General features: G+C 42.8%; 25 protein-coding genes. 15 read left to right on the top strand and 10 right to left on the bottom strand.

From position 1 onward, the window contains the following. Positions 1–43: 43 nt before the first annotated feature. The 3 genes from MYF79_RS31430 to MYF79_RS32565 form a co-directional block, all read right to left on the bottom strand. Positions 44–811: an SDR family NAD(P)-dependent oxidoreductase gene (locus MYF79_RS31430; protein ID WP_247811767.1), complete on the bottom strand. Its 768-nt coding sequence runs from the start codon at positions 809–811 to the stop codon at positions 44–46. A 17-nt stretch (positions 812–828) separates the two neighbouring features. Further along, positions 829–1,227 carry a cupin domain-containing protein gene (locus MYF79_RS31425; RefSeq protein WP_247811766.1) on the bottom strand — a complete coding sequence of 133 codons (399 nt, stop codon included), beginning with the start codon at positions 1,225–1,227 and terminating at the stop codon, positions 829–831. A gap of 61 nt (positions 1,228–1,288) precedes the next feature. After that, positions 1,289–1,399 carry a hypothetical protein gene (locus MYF79_RS32565; RefSeq protein WP_410688428.1) on the bottom strand — a complete coding sequence of 37 codons (111 nt, stop codon included), beginning with the start codon at positions 1,397–1,399 and terminating at the stop codon, positions 1,289–1,291. 500 nt (positions 1,400–1,899) lie between these two features. On the opposite strand from MYF79_RS32565, the gene MYF79_RS31415 reads away from it, so the two are divergent. The 4 genes from MYF79_RS31415 (at position 1,900) to MYF79_RS31400 (ending at position 4,627) form a co-directional block, all read left to right on the top strand. After that, complete coding sequence (locus MYF79_RS31415; RefSeq protein WP_247811765.1) at positions 1,900–2,799, top strand: TraB/GumN family protein; 900 nt, start codon at positions 1,900–1,902, stop codon at positions 2,797–2,799. Further along, positions 2,799–3,293 carry an RNA polymerase sigma factor gene (locus MYF79_RS31410; RefSeq protein WP_247811764.1) on the top strand — a complete coding sequence of 165 codons (495 nt, stop codon included), beginning with the start codon at positions 2,799–2,801 and terminating at the stop codon, positions 3,291–3,293. The genes MYF79_RS31415 and MYF79_RS31410 overlap by 1 nt, the downstream gene beginning before the upstream one ends. Then, positions 3,293–3,892: a hypothetical protein gene (locus tag MYF79_RS31405; protein WP_247811763.1), complete on the top strand. Its 600-nt coding sequence runs from the start codon at positions 3,293–3,295 to the stop codon at positions 3,890–3,892. Before MYF79_RS31410 ends, MYF79_RS31405 begins: the two co-directional genes overlap by 1 nt. Before the next feature lie 141 nt (positions 3,893–4,033). Further along, positions 4,034–4,627, top strand: coding sequence for a hypothetical protein (locus MYF79_RS31400; RefSeq protein WP_247811762.1), 594 nt, complete (start codon positions 4,034–4,036; stop codon positions 4,625–4,627). A 68-nt stretch (positions 4,628–4,695) separates the two neighbouring features. On the opposite strand, the gene MYF79_RS31395 is transcribed toward MYF79_RS31400, so the two are convergent. Both MYF79_RS31395 and MYF79_RS31390 read right to left on the bottom strand, forming a co-directional pair. Beyond that, positions 4,696–5,085, bottom strand: coding sequence for a hypothetical protein (locus MYF79_RS31395; RefSeq protein ID WP_247811761.1), 390 nt, complete (start codon positions 5,083–5,085; stop codon positions 4,696–4,698). A 150-nt stretch (positions 5,086–5,235) separates the two neighbouring features. Then, positions 5,236–7,104 (bottom strand): helix-turn-helix transcriptional regulator, encoded by a 1,869-nt coding sequence (locus tag MYF79_RS31390; protein WP_247811760.1) that lies wholly within the window; start codon positions 7,102–7,104, stop codon positions 5,236–5,238. Between the two features lie 229 nt (positions 7,105–7,333). Between MYF79_RS31390 and MYF79_RS31385 the strand changes: the two genes are divergently transcribed. From MYF79_RS31385 to MYF79_RS31370, 4 genes are read left to right on the top strand one after another with little or no spacing between them, the layout of a single operon-like run. Then, positions 7,334–7,657 carry a DUF4870 domain-containing protein gene (locus MYF79_RS31385; protein ID WP_247811759.1) on the top strand — a complete coding sequence of 108 codons (324 nt, stop codon included), beginning with the start codon at positions 7,334–7,336 and terminating at the stop codon, positions 7,655–7,657. 52 nt (positions 7,658–7,709) lie between these two features. Further along, a complete protein-coding gene (locus tag MYF79_RS31380; RefSeq protein WP_247811758.1) occupies positions 7,710–8,687 on the top strand; it encodes a hypothetical protein in 978 nt (325 codons plus the stop codon). Then, positions 8,668–9,369, top strand: coding sequence for a hypothetical protein (locus MYF79_RS31375; RefSeq protein WP_247811757.1), 702 nt, complete (start codon positions 8,668–8,670; stop codon positions 9,367–9,369). The genes MYF79_RS31380 and MYF79_RS31375 overlap by 20 nt, the downstream gene beginning before the upstream one ends. A 45-nt stretch (positions 9,370–9,414) precedes the next feature. Then, positions 9,415–11,712, top strand: coding sequence for a GH92 family glycosyl hydrolase (locus MYF79_RS31370; RefSeq protein ID WP_247811756.1), 2,298 nt, complete (start codon positions 9,415–9,417; stop codon positions 11,710–11,712). A gap of 124 nt (positions 11,713–11,836) precedes the next feature. Here the strand turns inward: MYF79_RS31370 and MYF79_RS31365 are convergent, their stop codons facing one another. Together MYF79_RS31365 and MYF79_RS31360 are read right to left on the bottom strand one after the other, a co-directional pair. Beyond that, on the bottom strand, positions 11,837–12,262 hold the full coding sequence (locus MYF79_RS31365; protein WP_247811755.1) for a cupin domain-containing protein: 426 nt from the start codon (positions 12,260–12,262) through the stop codon (positions 11,837–11,839). Positions 12,263–12,705: 443 nt separating this feature from the next. After that, positions 12,706–13,707: a lipase family protein gene (locus MYF79_RS31360; protein ID WP_247811754.1), complete on the bottom strand. Its 1,002-nt coding sequence runs from the start codon at positions 13,705–13,707 to the stop codon at positions 12,706–12,708. A 211-nt stretch (positions 13,708–13,918) separates the two neighbouring features. Here MYF79_RS31360 and MYF79_RS31355 point away from each other — a divergent pair, with 211 nt between their 5' ends. From MYF79_RS31355 to MYF79_RS31340, 4 genes are all read left to right on the top strand, one after another. Next, positions 13,919–14,608, top strand: a complete 690-nt coding sequence (locus MYF79_RS31355; RefSeq protein WP_247811753.1) for a DUF1493 family protein — start codon at positions 13,919–13,921, stop codon at positions 14,606–14,608. A 226-nt stretch (positions 14,609–14,834) separates the two neighbouring features. Further along, entirely contained in the window at positions 14,835–15,272 is a 438-nt protein-coding gene (locus MYF79_RS31350) for an EthD family reductase (protein ID WP_247811752.1), read from the top strand. A gap of 135 nt (positions 15,273–15,407) precedes the next feature. After that, the gene (locus MYF79_RS31345; RefSeq protein ID WP_247811751.1) at positions 15,408–15,737 is read left to right on the top strand and encodes a HipA N-terminal domain-containing protein; all 330 of its coding nucleotides are present in this window, start codon (positions 15,408–15,410) and stop codon (positions 15,735–15,737) included. After that, positions 15,724–16,662, top strand: coding sequence for a HipA domain-containing protein (locus MYF79_RS31340; protein WP_247811750.1), 939 nt, complete (start codon positions 15,724–15,726; stop codon positions 16,660–16,662). Before MYF79_RS31345 ends, MYF79_RS31340 begins: the two co-directional genes overlap by 14 nt. Before the next feature lie 257 nt (positions 16,663–16,919). Here the strand turns inward: MYF79_RS31340 and MYF79_RS31335 are convergent, their stop codons facing one another. Together MYF79_RS31335 and MYF79_RS31330 are read right to left on the bottom strand one after the other, a co-directional pair. Beyond that, entirely contained in the window at positions 16,920–17,873 is a 954-nt protein-coding gene (locus MYF79_RS31335) for a hypothetical protein (RefSeq protein WP_247811749.1), read from the bottom strand. A gap of 5 nt (positions 17,874–17,878) precedes the next feature. Further along, complete coding sequence (locus MYF79_RS31330) at positions 17,879–18,463, bottom strand: Crp/Fnr family transcriptional regulator (RefSeq protein ID WP_247811748.1); 585 nt, start codon at positions 18,461–18,463, stop codon at positions 17,879–17,881. Between the two features lie 379 nt (positions 18,464–18,842). Here MYF79_RS31330 and MYF79_RS31325 point away from each other — a divergent pair, with 379 nt between their 5' ends. Both MYF79_RS31325 and MYF79_RS31320 read left to right on the top strand, forming a co-directional pair. Beyond that, a complete protein-coding gene (locus MYF79_RS31325) occupies positions 18,843–19,664 on the top strand; it encodes an alpha/beta fold hydrolase (protein ID WP_247811747.1) in 822 nt (273 codons plus the stop codon). 12 nt (positions 19,665–19,676) lie between these two features. Then, on the top strand, positions 19,677–20,480 hold the full coding sequence (locus MYF79_RS31320; protein WP_247811746.1) for an alpha/beta fold hydrolase: 804 nt from the start codon (positions 19,677–19,679) through the stop codon (positions 20,478–20,480). Between the two features lie 268 nt (positions 20,481–20,748). Here MYF79_RS31320 and MYF79_RS31315 read toward each other — a convergent pair whose 3' ends face one another. Next, positions 20,749–21,504: an SDR family NAD(P)-dependent oxidoreductase gene (locus tag MYF79_RS31315; RefSeq protein WP_247811745.1), complete on the bottom strand. Its 756-nt coding sequence runs from the start codon at positions 21,502–21,504 to the stop codon at positions 20,749–20,751. A gap of 125 nt (positions 21,505–21,629) precedes the next feature. On the opposite strand from MYF79_RS31315, the gene MYF79_RS31310 reads away from it, so the two are divergent. After that, a complete protein-coding gene (locus MYF79_RS31310) occupies positions 21,630–21,977 on the top strand; it encodes a winged helix-turn-helix transcriptional regulator (RefSeq protein ID WP_247811744.1) in 348 nt (115 codons plus the stop codon). The last annotated feature ends 442 nt before the right edge of the window (positions 21,978–22,419 follow it).

The following is a 22,419-nucleotide window of genomic DNA, read 5'->3' as shown; positions in this document are numbered from 1 at the left end:
GGTGTCTTTCAAATATTATGGATGGCGGCTGACTCGCCATTATTTACGGAAAAGAAACACCCGTAATCTGTTCACAACGGGAAAGGAACTTTTCCTGTATAGCAGGATCTTCGGCTTCCGGCAGGAAACGAGCTTTTCTTTTATGGTGAAAATACTGCCCGCTTACGCATGCTTCCGGATCATTGCTTACCGCCAGCCATACCTGTGTTTCGAAACCCTTGTCAAGATTGTCCGGAGCGCCGGCGCCTCCCATCTTTGTTGGCACCCAGCCGGGATCAACGGCATTAGCATACACATCTGTCCACTTACGGGCTACCGCCATACACAGTATTACATCGTGCAGCTTAGTATCGGAATAGCTGATGTGGCCATGTTTGGCATCTAAACTTTTCGGCAGGCTTTCTACTTTTGGATTGCCTTGCAGATGCATGCCGGAACTCAGGTAGATGAGCCGTTCAGGTTTATGCATCAGGGAGGTCAGGATGTAAGGAGCGAGCGTATTTACAGTGAATAACAGGGGCAGGCCTTCCGCCCCGACACTGTCTTTCGGTACCTGGTAAACACCCGCGTTATGGATCACCGCTTCAAAGGCGCCTTTGGCATTTAATTCCAATGCCAGTGCTTTTGTTTGTTCAATACTGGAGAGGTCGGCGATGAACACATCTTCAGCGCCAGGCGCTTTCTCCATTGCGTGCTTGCCCCTTGCTTTATTGCGTGCATGAAGCACCACCTGGTGACCTGAGCTTATCAAAGATCTTGCAGCCAATAGTCCCAGGCCATCTGCGGAGCCTGTAATAAATATTCTCGCCATGTTATCGGGTAAAAAAGTTATAAGCCTCTATATTGCTCATCTGTAACTTTCTCCATCCATTCCACCACCTTACCGTTCAGGTTCTCCTGGATAGCAATATGCGTCATGCCTGTTGTAGCGGTCGCTCCATGCCAATGCCTTTCGTTAGGTTCGAACCAAACCACGTCTCCGGGTTGTATGGTTTCTACGGGGCCGCCTTCACGCTGTACCCAGCCAAAGCCTGCTGTAACAATGAGGGTTTGACCGAGGGGATGAGTGTGCCAGGCCGTCCTTGCTCCTGGTTCAAAGGTTACGCTCGCAGCTGCAGCACGTCTGGCCTCATTGGCATCAAAAAGCGGATCTATCCTCACAGCACCTGTAAACCAATCGTCCGGCCCCTTGACGGAAGCCCTCGAACCTATTCTTGTTATTTCCATTATTTATTCTTTTAACTATCCAACAAATATTGATCCTGAAGATGGGAGGCAGGACGCCTCATTAAATAATGTTTGCAGCAATGTGATCGGGCGCTACTCCATCTGTACCAAAGCGTTTGGCTTCAGCGAATTTTGATTCAGAAATAGTGAATGCAACCGCATGAGCGCCCATTGCTTTCGCAATTTTAATGCCCATATACCCTAAACCACCGATACCTGCGACAGTGATACGGGCGTACTACAACGGCGTAGTAGGTGCTAAATTAAGGTTTTCCGGTATGGTCAGTATATAGTACTTGCCAACAATGATCTTTCCGGAATAGCCACCAAAAGTTGACGCACCGGGAAATTTATCGGGCATAGTCCCGGGCGGTTCTTAATGAGACCGGAAGGTCACTGTTCTCAACAGGGAACTGTCTCTCAGGTAAATTCAGGAAAACGGCCATAATGTGGGATGCAGCATTTTTATGCTGATCGTAGTCAAGATAAATGCAGAACTGTATTATCTGCAGTCATGAGCCAGAGGTTAGCGGGTTAGGATAAAATAAGTGCATTTAAGGTGTGCTGTTTTTTATAAGAAGATCTTGTATTTTGAATGTGATTAAAAAAATATCCGGGCAAATAGTGTAAGTTTTTAGCATGCCGGCATACTAATGAATAAAAACGCTTAAAATGAGAACATTAAATTTACTGAAAACCATTGTTTTAAGTCTGGCCCTGTTAACAGCAGCGTTTCAGCCGGTATCTGCCCAGGAACAGAAAGGGCTCCTGTGGGAGATTTCTGGTAAGAACCTGTCAAAACCTGCTTATTTATTTGGCACCATTCACCTGTACGATACCAGTTCATATGAGTTACCCCAGGCGCCGTTTGATATGTTAGACAAAGTGGATAAGGTATACTTCGAGCTGGACTTCGCAAAGATCGATCCCTCAGAAATGATGGCTGCCATGTTTATACCAGACACTACACAATACATCAATAAATTGCTGGACGCTGCATCATTAGAAAAGCTCCGGGCTTTGTCCTCCACTTCCGTTACGCTAAACATGCTTGGAGACAGATTGTACGCTATCAAGCCCGTGTTGCTGATCGCACTGATCATGGGAAATGATGGCAAGGCGGCCTCGGTCGACCTTGCATTGTACGGCGCTGCAGGTAAGAAGAAACTGCCTACCGGCGGATTGGAAACGGTAAAGGAAGAAATGGACGCCATCAATGCCATCTCTATTCCCGAACAGGTAAAAATGCTCCAGCAGACGTTGATAAGAAAGCAGCCGCCTGCAGCATTGCTGAAGAATATGACGGCGGTGTACGTTAAGCAGGACATTGAGCGTCTGCTGACGGAACTGAATGATGAAAGTCCGCTTGACGTGAATTTCAACGAACAATTACTCGTTAAAAGAAATATTGTGATGGCCGCAAGAATCGACTCCCTGCTGCAGCATGAACATCCACTGATTGCTGTGGGCGCCGGGCACCTGGGGAACAAGACAGGCCTCATAATGTTATTGAAAGAAAAAGGGTATACTTTGAAGAACATTCCCTTTAACATTAAAAAGGCGCATGAGTAATGACCAAATCCGAGTTCCTGGAACACACAATGCCGCATCAGGGAATCATTTTCAAAGTAATAAACATCTATGCGGATACGAGAGAGGATAAAGAAGACCTTTTACAGGAAATCTGGCTACAGCTATGGTTGTCTTTTCCCAGGTTTCAGCATAAAAGTAAAGTGTCTACCTGGATGTACCAGGTAGCATTGAACACGGCATTGACGCATTCTAAAAAGTCTGCCACGCGGCAAAAACATACACAACAGATAATGCCAGCACCCTCAGTTGATTATGATGACCAGGTACATCATGACCAGGAGCGCATACTCTGGGATGCTATCCGTGCGCTTCCCAAAGCAGAAAAAGCTTTGATCCTGCTGTATATAGACGGCATCAGCTACCGCGAAATATCAGATATCACAGGTGATTCAGAAAATAATGTCGGTGTTAAACTGAGCAGGATACGGCAGAAACTGAAAGATTTAATCACACGTACTAAAATTGAATACTGATGGAGCCGATGGATGACTTTGATTCGCTGTTAAGGGCAGCTGCCGGAGAGTACAATAAGACGTCGTTTACTGAGAGTGATGTAAGCAGGATGATAGATGAACGCCTTGTTGCCAGCAAGAAAGGGCTGCGTCTTCAATTCAAAAAGGAGATCAACATCATTATAACATGCCTGTTCTTTTTTATAATATTTGAGTGTTTCAACTCGCTCAGGAAAACCATCACCGTACCGCCGATCACCCTGGTACAACATGTTACAAACATAGGGGGAATACTGTATATGCTGGTATGGCTCTTTATGTTTAAGCGACTCAGGCAGATTTCCTCAAGTCAGAAGGATATACATATCAGCAATTATATCAGGAATATTTATGAGAAAACGCAACAGGTCATAAACATATACCTATGGACATCGACAGGCGTTAGTGTTACGATGATAGCAGTACAGTTTAAACTCTTTCCGCATCTTACATGGTATTGGGCATTGGCTATATGGCTGGTGTTGAGTGTACTGGTGCATTATATTAATGTATGGTATATCAGGGTGCGATTTGGGAAGCGTATTCAGGAGATGAAGGAATTAATGGAGGAGTTTGAATAATAAGATGCAATGCCGGGTGATAGCCACCCGGCGTTGTTGTTAAAAGTTGTTTTATATTTGAACGCTTTTGGAAATATTATGAATGTTTTTTTTGATGGTTTGTGATGGAAATCCCAATTTCTATAAATCATAAAGACATTAATGACTGCGGAGGAATTTAAAATTTTTTGGACATCCAACTATCCTGATACGATTCCGATAGGACATCATTTTAGGCATGACTATGCCGATCGCTGGTTTCGTATTCATAGCCTGCCGGATTCCCGCCGGTATCCTTCGGGGCCGAAAGACTGGGATATATTGTTGAGCAGGCAAAACATCATTCTTACTGATTTGTTTACGAACGGATCTCCCTTCGTTCTTGTAACAGGAGAATTTTATATTGAGGGTTATACTGATTCGTCTGCAACCAATGAAACGGCATCTGTCAAGCCCTTTGCATTCACCCGGCTGGAGCCTATTGATCTGCATCTGCACGATCCGGTGAATTATGAAAAGGGGCAAATCTATACACTAATGTTTACGGAACAGGTCTGGTCTCATCATAAGTATGACGAAATACTCAGAGATGTGGCGGAAGATAATCTGAGAGTCTTCTTTGTTTCTATCTGTAATAATTGTATTGTAGCGCCTTATGATGGCGGGATGGATATCATTCTAAGGGATTCCTCAACCCGTGATCTTTACAAAGAAAGGTATAGGCAATGGCTGTCGTCCAGAGAAGATGGGTTGTAGATGAGCTATCGTGTGGTTATTATCTAATATCATCTCTGGTAGGAAGGCCCTGATAACAGGTTTGCAAGCTACTGCTGCTTCGTCAACCGGAAATAAAACAGGGTGTATATAACCAGGAATAATAGATTCGGAATTAGCAATGGCATGTCGCCAGGATTATCACTAATAATCGGCACGAGTGAAATCAGTGTCACCAATACCGCTCCTCCGAAGTAAAATAGTGGCCGCTGTACCTTGCTGGCATATATCCTGGGGCTTGCCAGGAAAAGCGCAGGCAATGAAAAGATAAACAAAAGCAGATGCTGGAAGATATCGGCCACGGCGAATAGTATGAGTAATGCCTGTTTCCCTTCAAACCCCTCGTTTGCAGATTCGTAATAAACGAGAAACAAAACGGAGGATAATATGAATGATAAAACAACCGTAAGAGAAAGATTCTTAAGTAAAAGTTTACGCATGATACAGGGATCTGGCACGAACATACTGCAATTTTTTCATTTCATCCGCCAAATGAATTATCTAAATCCATATGATAACTTAAGCTGGCGCTGTTGATAGTAAAAATTTACGTTTAATATGAAGTGTGTAGTTTCGGGGTAGGTGACAGATTAAGATTCGGTTGTTCTGTTCCCGCGGATATTTTCATTTAAACTCTGTAAGAAGGCGTTGAGATCTTCGTCTTTGTCCAGACCGAGCTTCTGCTTGATCCTGTAGCGGCTCATTCTGACACTTTTGGCTTCAACATGCATCAACTGTGCTATTTGCCGGGTATCCATCTGCAGATAGACATAAGCGCATAATTTCAGGTCGAGCAATGTAAGCTTCCGCTGTGCTCTCTCATTCAGCAACTGGAAAAAGTCGACATGTACCTGCTGGATCTGCAGTTTTGCCTGTTCGAAATCATTATCCAGGATCATTTCTTCTTTCAGGATCTTCTTTATATTTACTTCATCCCCGCCGGCTAGTTTATCTTTCAGATTGTATAACATCTGGTTTTTATGTTCCAGCTGCAGCGCATTGGCCATGACTTCTTTTTTGAGCTGTTGTTGCTGTACTTCCAGCAGTTGTTGCTCTGCCTTCAGTCTTGCCTGTTCCTCCTTTTCAAGTTTCAGTTGTAGCTCGGAATCCTGCTTTTCCAGTTCCAGTTGTTTTTCGCGTTGTAGTGAGTAGCGTAAGCGGAAATGATAGGACCGGAACAAAAAGAACAGGAGCAGGCTGGAGGCGATAGCGATACAGGTATATAAGAAGTTCTTTTGTTGCTGGCTTTTTTCCCGTTCTTTCAGGAAGCGTAGTTCATTATTGGCCTTTTCGGTTTGATATTCTATTTCAAGCTTCTGGGCCTTTAACGCTTTTTGCTGGTCAAAATTTTTGCTGCTATATTCATTTACAAGCTGCTGAAACTTAAGTGCATTTTTGTAATCCCTTTGTCCTTCATAGAAGGCGGCCAGGCCTTTGGTCACGTTGATCATTGTATAATAATAGGGCGACTGTTGGGTCAGCATCACCTCATATGCTTCCAGCAGATAATGTTCCACTTCCCGGTCCTTGCCGTCCCGCCTTGCATATTCACTCAGGATACCAAGGCTACTTGCAATGACTTCCTGGCTATTGGGGGCATCTCTTAAAACTGCCCGGGCGGTATTGGCATAATATATACCCTGTGCCTTGCTGTCGGTGGGACTGGCAAACCGCTGATAGTAGCTGGCAATATTAATACAGGTGATCGCGTAAGCGTAATTATTAAGCTGGCCCGGGTAGCGGGTGTAAAGTTGCTCTGATTTATTAAGGAAGTACAGGATGCTGTCGAGCGCTTCCTGTTGATGATGCGCTTCATATTTATATTCATATGCCGTTGACATTGCATTATAGCAATTGCTCAGCAGCGTATAGTCAGTGGTATTCAGGGCATTTTCTGTGGCGAGGGAGGCATAATGATAGGCTTGATCGCCATTATTCCAGTTCGAATTAACTGCATACAACTGATAATAAACCTTGGCGGCGATATATGGGTCGTGTTGTTTCTCCAGCGAGGTCAGCGCCATCTGGCAATACTTCAGGACAGTTTCCGGATGCTCAAGTACTTTAAAAAGCAGGGCTTGTCCGTAATAGGCATAGGCCAGGGCAACCGGGGCATTGGCCTTATTGGCTGTCAGAACTAAAGTATCACTGAGTGGTTTGATATTGCTAAGTTCCTGTGCACTGATCCTGCTATTCAATAGTACAAGATAAGCTTTGGTAGCTTCGGTATAATTTTTAATGCCCGAGGATAGCGATATACTCTTCCGGGCGGTATTTATGGCCTTCGCATACTCTTTATTGACCCGGTAAAACTCTGCCAGCCGGTTTAACAATACTGCTTTCTCCTGCCCGCTTATTTGTGGATGGTCAATAACTGATTGTAGGCTATCAGACAACCTGGTTTGTGCAAAACTGCCTAAACAGGTGAGGCAGATGAATATCGACAATAAGGATTTCATACTACCAATTTACTGTAAATCAATAAGACGGCAGATAAAACTATTGAAGGAAATGCGCTTTGTGATATGCGTAATCGTCTGTTTAATAAATAATTAAGGAAATCTGTAGTCGTATTGTAGACACCTTTACGCAGGGAAGTAGATGCTTCGTAGCCGCGTCAGGTTTGCTGTTGAGCAGATGTCAGTTCACCTTTGTACCGGTAATAACGCCACACGTAACCATTTAAACATGAACACAAAAACACTATCTATTCTCTCCTATGTAACATTGATCGGCTGGGCAGTTGCTTATTTTTCCGGTAAAGACAGGGCAGACAAGCTGCTAAAATATCATTTACGGCAGTCGTTGGGACTGGCCATTGTCAGTGTGCTTTTCAGCATTGTGTTAAACATTATTGCAGGTATTATTCCTGCGCTTTCCTTTTTGAGCCTGCTTAGCCTTGTGATCACCATCTTCTGGGTGCTGGGCATCATCAACGCGGTTAACGGGGCGCTGAAGCCCGTTCCTGTTTTTGGAAAAATATTCGAGGACAAATTCTCTTTTATCGGGTAAATGACACTTTAACCGAGGAGACAGTATTAGGGCACATGATAAAAATAGCATTATGAATAAAGCGGACCTGGGTAAGATCTTTTGGCTTTTGTACACACTCGGTTTTACAATTGCACTACCGACTTTTCTTTACTATACAACCGGCAGTGCAGATGAACCACCACAGGAGAGCGCTACGGTTGCCTTTTTTTACCTGGGTCTCGGTATTCTCAGTTGGCTGATCGCTATCGGGATGTATAGCCGTTTTTTCATAAAGCTGGTATTTACAGACAAATATCGTTTGGAGAAAACGGCCCGGGAAGGCACTACAATTGTGGCAAAGATTGTCCGGAAGGTGAAGCGGGGCGCTATTCGCGACGCTGTTACGCTCGATCTCAGGCTTGCATTCCGGAACCTTGCCGGTACTGAGGTGGAAGTACCCTACGAGTTGAATGATGGCAGGCCCTTTGAAAAACGTTATGAAGTGGGTAATACTATTGCAATGAGTGTTAGCTTCAATGGGAGGGATATAACGTTTGTTCCGAAAACACTGCAGGTATCGCGTAATAAGGGGATTGTATTATTCTATTCACTCATTTTTTTAATCCTCCTGATGGCTGCTATTGTTTACCCCGTTTTTTCATATGCGCAGGAGAGTGAGGGGGCCGGTTGGCGTTTTTTAAGGCTTTCGCATCCCTGGATCTCGGTACCGCTGATAAATATCGGCATTGTTCTGTTCCTGAGAGTACTGCTTGGATTTATCAGCAAAGCATCCGGCGATACAGCCCAACCGCTACGCATGGTCATGTATGGCCTTAAGACTACAGGTATCATCCAGAACTACGAACAAACGGGCATGTATATTAATGAGCAGCCGCAGGTACAATTTGAAATCGAATATACAGACCACCAGGGTGTCATGCACGCAACTGTTTATAAAAAGATCGTCTCACTGCTGGATGTTCATAAACTGGACAAAGGTCCTAAAGAGATCATGTTTCTACCTGATGAACCTGAAAACATTGTGTTTTATGAAGAGCTCACCTTATAATACGTTTATTGTTCTACTGACTTTTTTGTTGATAACATCATGTAAAGAGGCCCGTAAAAGTATTGATGAAACTTTACATCCTGTACCGCGCAATAAAACAAAAGCAGGTGACAGCGATGCAATGGGGACCAGCAATGCATCTTCATCTACTATTTTCTCATCATCTACCGCTTTTTCGGCAGTCCAGGCGGAACAGGGCTTTAAAAGCATTTTCGACGATGCCGCCCTGTTAGACAGTATTCAGCAGGAGTTATATAATATGCCTGGTTTTAAAGGAAAGAGACTATTCTTTATGGCAGGCCTTTATTTTTATGACTACCGGGGAGGTATGATATCTGTCGATCTGCAGGATCCGGACAATCCTGACAATATCGACACCTACACCTATAGTAATGGGGCATGGGAAAGACAGCGGCCGGTGAAGATTACAGGTAGCCGGCATTTTCCGCTCCAGATGTTGCTGATGCCGCTGGATGAAATAAAGTTCAGTACGGCAAAAAAGGTCTACGATATAGGAGTGGAAAGATCAAAAACGATTGAGGGCGCCAAACCTATACAGCATGTTTACTTTAGTCATATCAAGGCTGTACATGTAAAGGAATGGTATATCATGATACAGGGTAACAGGCGCGATTATCGCCTCACGTTCGACGTGAACGGGAATTTACGGGGTGGATCTTGACATTTAACTACTAAAGCTATATGTTTGTACATACAACCACGTTGAATGTACAGACATATATATACTTTAGCACTCATCGTCTTTCTTAGTTCCTGCGTAAGCCAGCGGGAAAACCTGTTGCAATATGCAGATCCTGGCATCGGGACTGCGCATAGTCGCTGGTTCTTTTACACACCTGCTGCCTTGCCGCACGGCATGGCAAAATTAGCTCCCTCCACGAACGGGCACTATGGTAACCCCAGTGGCTGGGAGGCTGTTGGTTATGATACCAGGCACCGGTCAATAGAAGGATTCGCTCATTTTCATGAATGGCAGGTGGGGGGCGTTGTGGTGATGCCTGCAACGGGGCGTCGGCTCTTGACACCCGGAACCCTGGAGGACGCCGAAAAAGGGATCAAAAACGGTTATCGATCCTTGTTCGGGCATAAAAACGAAGTTGCCCAACCGGGATATTACAAAGTAAAACTAGAAGATTATAACATCGTAGCTGAGCTTACTGCGACCGAACGGGTGGGTTTCCACAGATATACTTTCCCCGCCAGCACAGATTCCCGGATCATACTGGATATTGGCAATAAGCAGGGGGAAAGCGGCGAGGTGCTGGATGCTGCTGTAAGCATGACTGATGAGACGCATTTTGAAGGCTTTGTAACCACCTACCCGGCATACATTAAAAAATACGACCCGGAAGGCAGGGTAAGCATGTATTTTTATGGAGAGATCAGCAAGCAACCTGCATCCGTAGGGGCATTCAATGCCAGCGAGGTGAAAGAAAACACTACTGAAAGTAAAGGTAAGGGAGCTGGTTTGTTCCTTGAATTCTCCACCACAAATCAGGAAGTTGTCGAACTGAAAATAGGCCTCTCGTATTCGTCTACGTTAAACGCGAAGAAAAACCTTGAAGCAGAAAAGGCAGGTCTTGACTTCACAAAGGCCCGAAAACGTGCGCAACAGATCTGGCAACGGGAACTGGGCAAGCTTTCTGTAAGCGGTCCGGATGCAAAGGATAAGACCAAGTTTTACACGGGATTGTATCATGCATTGTTAGGCCGGGGTATTATTAACGATGCCGGACAACCCAATCTTTATAACACCGATGCCATCTGGGGAGCATTCTGGAACCTGACGCAGCTCTGGGCGCTTGCTTATCCTGAGCATTATAATGATTACGTCCGTTCACAGCTCGACATTTATCAAAAAAGGGGTTGGTTTGCCGACGGCGTCTCCAATGGCCATTTCACTTCCGGAGTCGGTACCAATTTCGTAGGACTGGCAATAGCTGCCGCTTATCAATGCGGTATCCGCGACTATGATACTGAGCTGGCGTACAAGGCCATAAAAGCAAACGAAATAGATGGGCGTAACAGGCCGGATGGAGCGGGTAAACTGGATGTTGAAGCCTTTAACAAGTACGGTTACTCGCCTTTTCTTGCGGAGGATAGAACAGATGCCACCGGATCAAGGTTTTCAGCATCGCATACTTTGGAATACAGTTACAGCGCATTTGCTGCTGCGCAAATGGCCAAGGCGATGGGGAAAACAGCTGATTATGATTATTTCATTAACAGGTCCAATGGGTGGAAAATGCTTTTCAACCCCGAATCGAAGCTGATACAACCCAAGACTGCTGATGGCAGGTTCATTGATAAATTTGATCCGCTGGAGCCCTGGCGGGGTTTCCAGGAAGGGAATGCGGTCCAGTATACATTCTACGTACCGCAAAATCCTGCCGGCCTTATTGCCGCAATGGGTAAAGATGAGTTTAACTCACGCCTGGACAACATCTTCAATACCGCCCGGGAGAATAGTTTTGGTGGAGGTAAGACGATCGATGCATTCGCCGGTATAAAAGCAAATTACAATCATGGTAATCAGCCTAACCTGCACGTCAGCTGGTTGTTTAACTATTCCGGCAAGCCCTGGCTCACACAAAAATGGACGCGTGCTATCTGCGATGAGTTTTACGGCACAGAAAGCATCCATGGTTATGGATATGGGCAGGATGAAGATCAGGGCCAGCTTGGCTCCTGGTATGTAATGGCCTCCCTGGGATTGTTTGACGTCAAAGGACTTACCGACCAGCGGCCGGTTATACAATTGGGTAGTCCACTGTTTGACCGCGCAGATATCAAACTGGGCAATGGCAGAACGCTTCACATCATTACACAAAACAACAGCAAGGAGAATATTTATGTACAGGAGGCAAGCTTCAACGGTAAGCCGCTTGATAATGCCTGGCTGTACCGGGACGAACTAATGAAAGGAGGGAAGCTGCTGATGAAAATGGGCAATGTACCGAATGAGAAATGGGGAAGCCAGACGCCACCGCCCTCGGTACAATAGATACATGCTTAGCGCCAGCCAGGTCTTACTGGGTAAAATGAAGAAGACGCGATCAATCGCGTCTTCTTCATTTTACCCAGCTGTGTTGCATATCTATTTGTATGTTTACCTTTCTGCAGGCATACTATTTTTTCTCCGGAACAAGGAATGGTGTTCCTTTTGCCCCAAGAAAGAATACCAACAGTTTGGCCTCTTTTGTCTTGCTTGGATTTTTGGTTTCACTATGCAGGCCATTGGGTTCTTCCCAGAAAGTATCTCCAGCCTTGTAGACATACTTCTTGCCTTCAAATGTAGATTCTATTTCGCCTTCCAGCACATAGCCAATTGTTGCCTGTGGATGCCTGTGGGCGCCAGCTACCTCACCCGGAGCAAAATTTACCAGTACTACCTTAGCTTCTTGTCCCTTAACATCCGGTAAGGAAGTGATCTCTCTCTGAAAAAGCACTTTAGGTTTGTGTTTGCTTACCTCATCATGTGTTGAATGTTGGGCCTTTGTGTTAACTGCAAATGCTGTAGACAATACCACAAGCACAAATGCAAATTTTTTCATAATGACTATTTTTAAATTATGGGATACATCTGCCGCCAGATCCTTCCTTGTAAGAAGGAATGATAGCTTGCAGAAATACTTTCTTTCCAAGTTGGTGGTATGGGCATTACGTAAGAAGCGCCTACTACGTCATGCACAAGACAGAAACCTGCCAGTGTAGATACTGACATCTAAACGAAGTTTGAACGGCCGTATCATACATTGATGTTTTCTGTGTCAAAGGTCCATTGGAAAATAATCTATCTACTTAAACTGGTTTAAGAAAGCAGCGTCGGGGTTTCAAAATGACTAACCACTAACCTGTAAAACGTAAGCTTTATTGCGGTTTATGGTTGAACAGGGAGACCTGAAACAAATGAAAACCCGGCCTTTTGAGGCTATTCTCAAAAAGCCGGGTGCTGTGTTCCGGATTGTCCGAATGTTGAAAAGATTATTCAGGAATTTTAAACCGCCATCTCTGCGATTGGTGTTTCTTTATTGATTGGTGGAAGTTTTACGCCAAGATATCCGGCGTAAACGAAAAGCTGATGTTGTATACCTGCCTGCTGCAGCCAGGAATCGATGTTATTGGCTTTGAATTTCAAATCGAGGTCAGCGGTAAATTTAACATAGTTTCTCTTTGGTTGCTGGTAATCAAAGGGCATGAATAGTTCAGCCAATATCAGATAAACCTCTTGCAACGTCGCCTGCTGATCTTTAAATTTTACGATGACATTAGCCGCGTCCGGCGTATTCGGCTCGTAGAATTTGCTGGTATCAGCGAGGCCTTGTGCAACTGGAAAGTTGGGAACCGCGTCATTGGTATTCTGATAATGATACGCTACATAAACTTTGCTGTCCAGATCGTCAACGAAGTCGCTGTTGCCAGACGCCGGTGCAGCAAAGGTGAAGAGAGATACATTATCCGCAGGTATCGATTTTTGTCTAAGGGTTTCTACGTAATAAGAAGCATAGACATTAGCGATATTACCGCCCAGGCTATGACCTGTAATGATTAATTGTTTACCTCTGCCGACGGCTTTGGCAAGCAGGAAATCAAGAAGCGATTCGCCGGCTCCCAGCGCATTCTTTGCCATCAGCATACTTGTGAATGCAACGTAAGCGCCAGCGCTGACACAAGGCATTTTTTTAGCGCTGGCAAAAGGCCAATACGCCAAGGCTTCATCCAGGTCTTCGATGATCCAGTCAACAAAGCCATCCCAGTCAGAATAAAATTTATCTGCTGCAACAGAGCCTCTGGTGGTCAATACATAAACATCTTCTGTGGTGTTTGTCGCTACAAATGAGTAATTGGGGTCGGTAGTCTGGCCACTGCTCCAGACTATTTTCCAGCCGGGTACGAGATTACCGATGTTCTGAACGGGGTGATGATCGGCGGCTACATTACAAAGCTGTACGGCAATCAGCGCGCTTTGAAGCGGATTCATTGTGGTTTGTGATTCCATGGGATTATGGTATTTTGAGTGTAAAATTAATAGGGCTACAATTGATTCACATGACTCGTTCTGTCTGAAAATGAGGATATTAAGTTAGTGTAATTATTTGGATTGCAAAAAAATATGTTGGTTTATTTTGGAGGTGTTGGTGTTTTTGCGGGTAGAATAAATTTCAGGTTCATCCCATCTGTTAGTTAACTTTGAAACCTGGTCCTATATTATGAGATATTTTGGAATAGAAGTTTTTGATGGAAAAGTATATAAAGATTTTCCTCTTGAGGAAAACGTGCCACTATCATCCCAACGCGGCATTCTGGTGGGCGATATCTGGTTATTAATGTATAAAGACCGTGCTTTTAACTTTTACATTTCAATTGACTGGATAGGGAATGCATGGGAACAAATCAGACATCCTGATAATTTCTTTAAAGTTGCGGTGACAGGCGGAAGAGAGACCCAGTATAGAGTATATCATATAGCATTTGTAAGGCCCGATCTTAAAAAGTTGAAAGTCGCTATGCAGAAGGCAGTTGATCTCGTTCAACATATGAGAAGTTTGAGCGAAGAGGAAATTGATGCATTGCCGCCGATGGAAGCGCTGATTGAATTCATCCAGGAAAAATTCCCGCAGTATGACATTACAGAGAATACGATGTTATTTGATGATTTGAATATTAGCGGAGAAGAAGCATACGAATTCTTGTTCGATGTATCCCGTCGTTTTAAGTTCTCATTCGCAGGCATTGATCTTCGCATCTTTTCTCTTTCAAAAGAAGCACTAAGGGAACATTTCGAGCTTAGTGAGGACGAATTGTTTCGAAACGATAATGAACCTGTTACCCGATTTACGGTGAAGCATTTATATGCGGTTATGCAAAACGGTGATTGGTTTGATCCTGCGGATGTCTAAGCTGACTAATTGCTTAAAAGAAAGGTGGAATGCAAACCCAAAAAGCTGGAACAAACTGAATATTATACTAACTTAGATATTATTCTAGTGAAGTAAGAGTAGACTATGTAAGCCTTCCCCGCATCAAAATAGTGCCGGAGGTTTTATCGCGTTTAATTTTCCGCTTAGCCGCTACAAACGGAAATAATTGACCAATTTAAATTTTGTAACCTAAAGTTAACTGATCATGAAGCCTAAACTAATTTTATCATTCTTGCTTTTAGCCACTTGTTTTGCTGCATTTGGTCAGCAAAGGCAATCCTCAAAACACGATAGTACTGTTATTGAAAAAGGCTTGGTTAAGATATCCATTATGTACCCTTATGCCGAGGGGAAAACCTTCAATATGGAGTATTATGAAACTAAGCATATGCCCATGGTTGCGGGTTTTCTAGGCACAAATCTGGTTAAATATACTATTGAAAAAGGGCTTTCAAGTGGTATTCCTAACCAACCCTTACCATTTATGGCTATAGGTACATTTTATGTAAAGAGCTTAACTGATTATCAGGCGGCTATTGCTCCAAACAGAGATGCGATCCGTGCAGATTTTGTAAACTATACGAATGCCATGCCGGTCATTTTGGTGAGTGAGGTAGTAAAGTACTACACAGGGAGATATTGACTTGAAATCGAAATTATGATTAGGCTTTATACGTGAAATGGCGTAAGGCAAACCATCTATGCGTATGGATAACGTCAATCAGCTATTGTTCTTGTCTGGAATGGAGCTTATAGCCGCTCCTTAAATCAAGAAATCATGAGTAAGACAGGGAAGGTATTTTACGGTAGCTTACTGGCTGGATTTATTACAGAATCAGATACTGGCTACCATTTCTCATATGATGCAGAGTATTTAGCTAAGGGATCAGCAAAACCAATAAGTCTGACCATGCCATTGAGAAAGGCGGCATATTATAGCACAACTTTGTTCGCTTTTTTTGATGGATTAATTCCAGAGGGATGGTTATTGGATATCGCTAAAGATCATTGGAAAGTTAAGGGCAATGATCGTTTTGAGTTATTATTATTAGCCTGTCGGGATGCCATTGGTGCAGTGAGTATTGAGCCTGAAAATGAAACTGAATAATATGCCTAATTGTTTATTTTGTTATAAAGAGGCTGCAAATCAGGAATACCACGCCAAATGTGCGAGACGTTTTTTTAATACGGAAGTTATACCAACGCTAAAGTTAGATGATCAACTGTTGGAAGATCTGGCAACCACGACTATCAATAAACATATAGCCGTAACGGGAGTCCAGCCTAAGGTACCCGTTACACTGGGAAAAAACAAAGGTGATGGCAGGCTCACAATCGAGGGACTATGGCAGGAATATATACTGAAGCCACAGCATAAGGAATTTCCCGCCATGCCTGAAACGGAAGATCTTACGATGCACCTTGCAGAACTTTTTGATATTACTGTATGTAGCCATACTTTGCTTAGGGTTACTAATGGTACACTTGTTTATATTGCAAGACGTTTTGACAGAGCAAAGGGTAAGAAGATTCATGTTGAGGATTTTTGTCAGCTGTCGGAGTTCCTAACGGAGAATAAGTATAAAGGATCTTATGAGAGATCTGGCAAATTGATACTGCAACATTGTACGAATCCGGGACTTGATGTTCTAAGATATTTTGAATTATTGGTCTTCTGTTATCTGACAGGAAACAATGATATGCACCTGAAGAACTTCTCTTTATTGCATTTGGAAAATGGCATTGCGTTGAGCCCCGCATACGATCTGTTGAATGTTAATCTCTTATATCCAAAGGATCAGGAAGAAATGGCATTATTACTCAACGGAAAAAAGAAAAATATCAAATTAAGGGATTTTGAGGCGCTTGCCGTAGTGCTTGCTATCCCCGAGAAAGTAAGATCTAATATTTACGAAAAGTTTAGGTCCCGTAATACAGCGGTGTTTGAAATGATCAATGCTTCTTTTTTGAGTGCCGAATTAAAAGAGAATTATTGGCAGATATGGAATAAGAAGCAGAAAATTTTTGAATAAGGAATGCTGCTGTTGAAATCATTAAATATAGGGATTCAGCTTTTATAATGCTCAAAGGAAAGTGTTAGATGTTGAGTTTTCTGTTACAGGGCCGCCAGGACATAAACATGTAAATCCCCGGGTTTTCAAGGTGACCGCCTGCAGGCGGTCACCTTGCTTTATAATGCCGTCTACACTGTTCCGGCACAAAAATGACTGCCCACTCTCAGGATGGCGGAAAATCGCGATTACCTGGTAGTTATTATGGTTGTTAGTGTTTACTTTTCCAATATATAGATTTTGTTATCATTATAGTCCCAAACAGTTTTATATTGGTCTAAGAATCTAAATCCAAAACATATGTAGTTTGACTCAGTAATTCGAATCGCGTTTCGAAATGGTGTAGTTTCTTCCATAGTCACTGGATATACGCCCTTCAGCGTTGTTCTGAAGATACCGTTGATCTCGATGCCATTTACATTGACCTGTTGGTCATTATGGCCGTCCGGTCCTATGTCGGTCAAGAGTCCGTTTGTGGTTAGGATTTTTTTAGCATTGTTTTCCAATTGTAGCATGCCATATTGACCGGTATCAAACGAACCAAGTAATTCAACATCCCCGATTTTAACGTGAACTAAAGGATGGTTGGGCAATCTCCTTGTCTCAAAATTAAGGATGCCCAGTACCTTTTCTCCCCTCAGGAAGTCTTTGGACGATTTGCGTAGTTCCGTGTTTTTATAAAAGGTAATTTTCCTTTTCAGATAATCAAGTTTAAAGATGTATCCAGCATAAAAGTCATGACCGATATAGCCAATACAGTCGGTGGTTATATTGTTCTGCAGGAAATCAAAATTGGCGCTTTTAATATTGAGCAGGTTCCGATAGGTCAAGTCATTAGGGAATCGGACTTCTGTTATGGTATCATTTGTATTCATAATAAATGACTGCCCGCTGCCCACGTTGCCCGTACCTGTCTTTTTACTGGCAGGTAGTTTCACAGCATTGTCGTTAATCTCAATGGCCGATTTAAGTCCTGTATCAAACATGAACTTTCCTTTTATTCCATTTACTGTAACGGATATAAAGGGAAAGGCATCAACCAGCGTAATTGGAAAGGATATTGTATCGCCTTGTAATATTGCAATATGCTCAAAAATTTGATTTTTATCTTGTTGTGCTACAGCATCGGATGCTATACAGTATAGCAACAGAATTGCGATAATCTTTTTCATTAGTTTTATTTATTCGTTGAGAATTTACGTCTGATCCTGCTTAACGAGGTATCTGTAATATTGAGGTAAGAAGCTATCTGTTTGAGTTGCGCATATTGAAACACCTCTTTGTTGTTGGCGATGAGATTTTCATATCGGGCTTCACCACTAAGATTAATTAGTTCCAGGGCTCTTTTCTTATACAATACATATTCTTTAGCCAACATCTTCACCCCATACTCCCTGAATTCCGGAATAGCCTGCAACAATAAATTCAGCTGTTCATAGCTGATTGCATAGCCTCTGCAATCAGCCAGCGCCTGTATATTCTCGGTGGATGGGGTTCTTAAATAAAAAGATGATACCTCAAATACTACGCTGTCTTTTTGGTAGAAAGCAGTAGTTATTTCTTTGCCATCTACATCGTGTGTAAAAGCTCTCATAAAACCACTCTGCAAGAAGAAATAGCGGTCGTTGACTTTTCCCGCCTTAAGAAAAAAATCGTTTTTCGAAAACGTAATTTCTTCAAAGTATTCAACCACGCCATTCAGGGTGCGGTCCGGGAACGGTAAATTTTTTATGATGTAGTTTTTTAATCCCTGTTTGTCCATTTTGTTTGTATTGACATTGTGATGCTGATTCTATCATGACAAGCCTCTGTAGCTGACACGTCCTGCCCATTATAGCTTCCATCCCAATTTAAAAGGTTTAATTGAGGCGACTAACTTTCCTTATCTGTCATATATCACATGGCGGATGGAGCGACAATTTAAAGAATAACTATAATTCATTACTTGCCCTAGGACAAGTATATCTCGTTTTATTACCACTTCCTTTGCATAATAATAAACAAAATATAGTCTTGCAAGGTCACAAGCTGCGGACCTGAGTTTACCATTGGTTAAGTCACAAGCACTATCGTAATAGTCAATGTAACATGGTGTTCGCAATGGCTTTTTTTTAATAAAAATAAAACTGTAATTATTAACAATGAAGAAAAAACTAAAGTTGATTCAACTTCTCGCTGTTGCTTTTGCGTTTATGTTAGCATCCTGCTCCAAAGATGATAAGCAGCCGCCTGCCGCCAGCAGTTATGTTCTTGTCCATGGAGCATGGCAGGCACCTTACGTATGGCAAACAGTGAAAAACAATCTTGAAAAAAAGGGGAATAAGGTGATTGTTATTGAATTGCCCGGCCATGGCGATGACCGGACGCTTCCCGCTGACATTACATTAAATGTTTATAGAGATAAAGTAATTAATACAATTTCTAAAATCGATGGGAAAGTTATTCTGGTAGGCCATAGTCTTGGCGGAATGGTGATTTCTTCAGTTGCGGAAGTAATGCCCGCAAAAATTGAAAAGCTGGTATACATAGCAGCCTATTTGCCTGTTTCAGGTCAAACATTGGATGAATTGGCTCATATGGATCCTGACTCCCAGCTTGGAGGAGATGGTACCTTGATTTTTAATTACAACGATTTTATAGTTGATGTACAACCGGACGAAATCATCCCCCTTTTCATTCAGGACGGCACTCCCCAGGTTCAAAGCCTTGTTCAACAAAATTACCGTCCAGAGCCATTAAAGCCTTTTATAAATGCTGTAACGCTGACTGCGGAAAATTTTGGTTCGGTGGAAAAAGTTTACATCAAAACCTTACAGGATCATGTTGTATCGCCGTATCTGCAGGACAAAATGATTGAGGACGGTAAAGTTGCAGCTGTATATCAGATAAACTCCGGCCATTGCCCATTCCTGTCGCAACCTGATACTCTAACATCCCTACTTAGCCAAATAGCAAAAAACTAATTATCAAATAATATGAGAAATTTAATGGTATTGATGGCAGCGCTTTTGCTTTCTGCATCCACTGCTTTTTCACAAGATAATAAGGCTCAGAACGCAAAGACAATAGTCATTGTACATGGTGCGTGGTCATCGTCTAATGACTGGCAGCATGTTACTGAAGATTTAATTGCAGGCGGAAATTCAGTTATTTCTGTCAACCTTCCCGGACATGGTACTGATAATACCGCAATTTCAGCCATTACCTTTAAACTTTATGTAGAACAAGTTAAAAAAGCCATTGGTGACAAGCAGAACATTGTTCTGGTAGGGCATAGCTTTGGAGGTATCATTGCAAGCCAGGTAGCGGAGCAAATTTCGTCACAAATAGCGAAGATAATATATGTTGCCGCTTATGTGCCCAGGAATGGAGAAAGCCTGCTGTCCATTGCGCAGACTGATGCAGAAAGTCATGTAGGCAGAAATCTAATTGTTGATGAAAAAGCAGGGAGCGCAACGATAAGGAAGGAGGGAATTGCCGACGTTTTTCTGGCGGATGCACCAACGCACATAGCCGACTATGTAATTGATAATTTTAAACCGGAACCTTTAGCTCCTTTATCTACTCCCGTTACACTGACGGAGGGTCGGTTTGGGAAAACTAATAAGGTCTTTGTTTTTAGCCAGAATGATCATACTATTGGGTACACGCTTCAGCAAAAGATGACCAAAGACGCTGGTATACAAAGATTGTATTCCCTACCATCAAGTCATACACCTTTCATAATATTTCCTCATGTTTTGGCGCAAATCATTGCATTGGAGGCAAATATCTTTTAATACGAAATATGGAAGCCGCCTAGATCATTTGATCTATGCGGCTTTTTTTTTGCTTTGAAACCTTTTCCATAACCCCATCAGTACATTTTTAGAGCATTTTTATTAAAGAGGTAAAGATTCTCGCAAGCATGTCCTGACAAGTTAAAATACAATATAAAAGTCCGGGTATTTGGGGGTTATATCAATAGGCGAAACAATTGTCTCTTCCATAATCTTTAGTAATGGCTTACCGGATATTCATCATTGTAGTCTTTTTGCTGCTCCATTATTAATGCTTAAACAGTTTTTGGGACATTTTATCGACCAGCCGTAATGTGGCATTCGGTATCAACGCATTAAATAGCCTGGCGGTTGTGAAGCCAACGAACGCATGCTCCGTTTTGCCTTTATTTATACTACGTATCACTTCCCGGGCATAGGTTGATGGCAGCGGAGCTTTCCCTGAATATCCCAAGCCCCTCGACATTTCGGTATCTACCCCTTGCGGCAGGACTTCAACCACCTTAAAATTAGTGTCTTTCAGCTGGTATCTCAATAGCCGGGTAAAGGCATGTAAGCCGCTTTTTGAAGAGAAATACAGCAACTGGGCGGGCACTGGGAACGCTACAATTGCCGACGAGACATTCACAATTAAATTGCTCGCAGCGCGATCTGCCTGACAGATGAATTGTTGTGTAACTGCGATAGCCCCGGAAAGGTTTGTGTTTATTCTCTCAAAAATCTGCGATGAAGTCATGATTTTCTTGTCGATATAATAAGGCTCCGTTACCCCTGCATTGTTGATCAGCACATCAACAACGATGTTGTCTGCCTTCATACGCTTGAATAAGCCGTCTATTTCATCGGGCTTTGATACGTCTGCTACATAATAAGAAATATCCTTGCCGGCTGCTGAAACTTTTTTAAGTTTTTCCTCATTTCTTCCATTAATGATCACTTTATTTTCTGCAGACAAAATCGTTGCCAGCGCCTCACCTATTCCCGATCCGCCGCCAGTGATTAAAATCGTTCTACCTTTTAGCATTCTTTAATACTTTAATGAAAGTAAAAGTAAATAGGAAGGTTTATTTTTGAAAGTAGTTACCAGATAGTATTCTAATTTACAAAAAGTTAGTGTAGTTGATAATCATTTAGTTAAATCAAAAAAATATGGAAAATTGTTTACCTAACCTCGACTCACTGCAATTTGTTCTACATGTTTTGGGCGGAAAATGGAAATTACATATCCTTTCCATCCTGTATTTCGGCAAGAAACGGTTTAAGGAATTGGAGCGGGAAATAGGGACCATTTCACCCAAAATGCTCATCAAAGAATTGAAAGACCTGGAAGCGGCGGGAATCGTATACAGGCAGACCTTTAACACGGTACCGATTACCGTGGAATATAGCCTGACAGAAGATGGCCTTACGCTAAAGCCTGTGCTTGACCATGTGAACGAATGGGCGGTACACCTGAAGCAGAAGGTAAATAATCGCAACAAGCGTGCGACCCGCTGAAAACAGACAATCTTAAATATTTCAAATGCTGTTTGATGAAAATACCTTTCAGTTCCTGGCAAGTCTTGTTAACCTGGCCAGCATTCATTTGGTGTTCGTCAGGCAGTTGTTCACCAAAAGAAAAAGGGACATTCCTGCAATTCAGAAGAAATGTTCCTGTAATCCTAAAGTTTGGGCATCTATTCGTGGCGTTACTTTAATATCCTGAATATCTTGCGGAAAGGCTTGGTACCGCAACTGAGCGGTAATAAGGGGATTTTTCAGAGTGCGATGAGTAGTGTAGAAAATTATTTTTTTAGCAGATCATTCATCAGGTCGTTGGTGCATTAAAATGAAAATGTCTAAGAACTGCTGATCAGTACACAGTTCTTAGACACTAGCGGTGATAAAGTCGGCTCATATTATTTGGCCACCGGCGCTCAATCCCGAAGATATTGCCGTT

The organism is Chitinophaga filiformis, assembly GCF_023100805.1.
Classification (GTDB): domain Bacteria; phylum Bacteroidota; class Bacteroidia; order Chitinophagales; family Chitinophagaceae; genus Chitinophaga; species Chitinophaga filiformis_B.
Note: the sequence above shows the minus strand (reverse complement) of the source record. Positions and strands in the feature narration are given on the sequence as shown.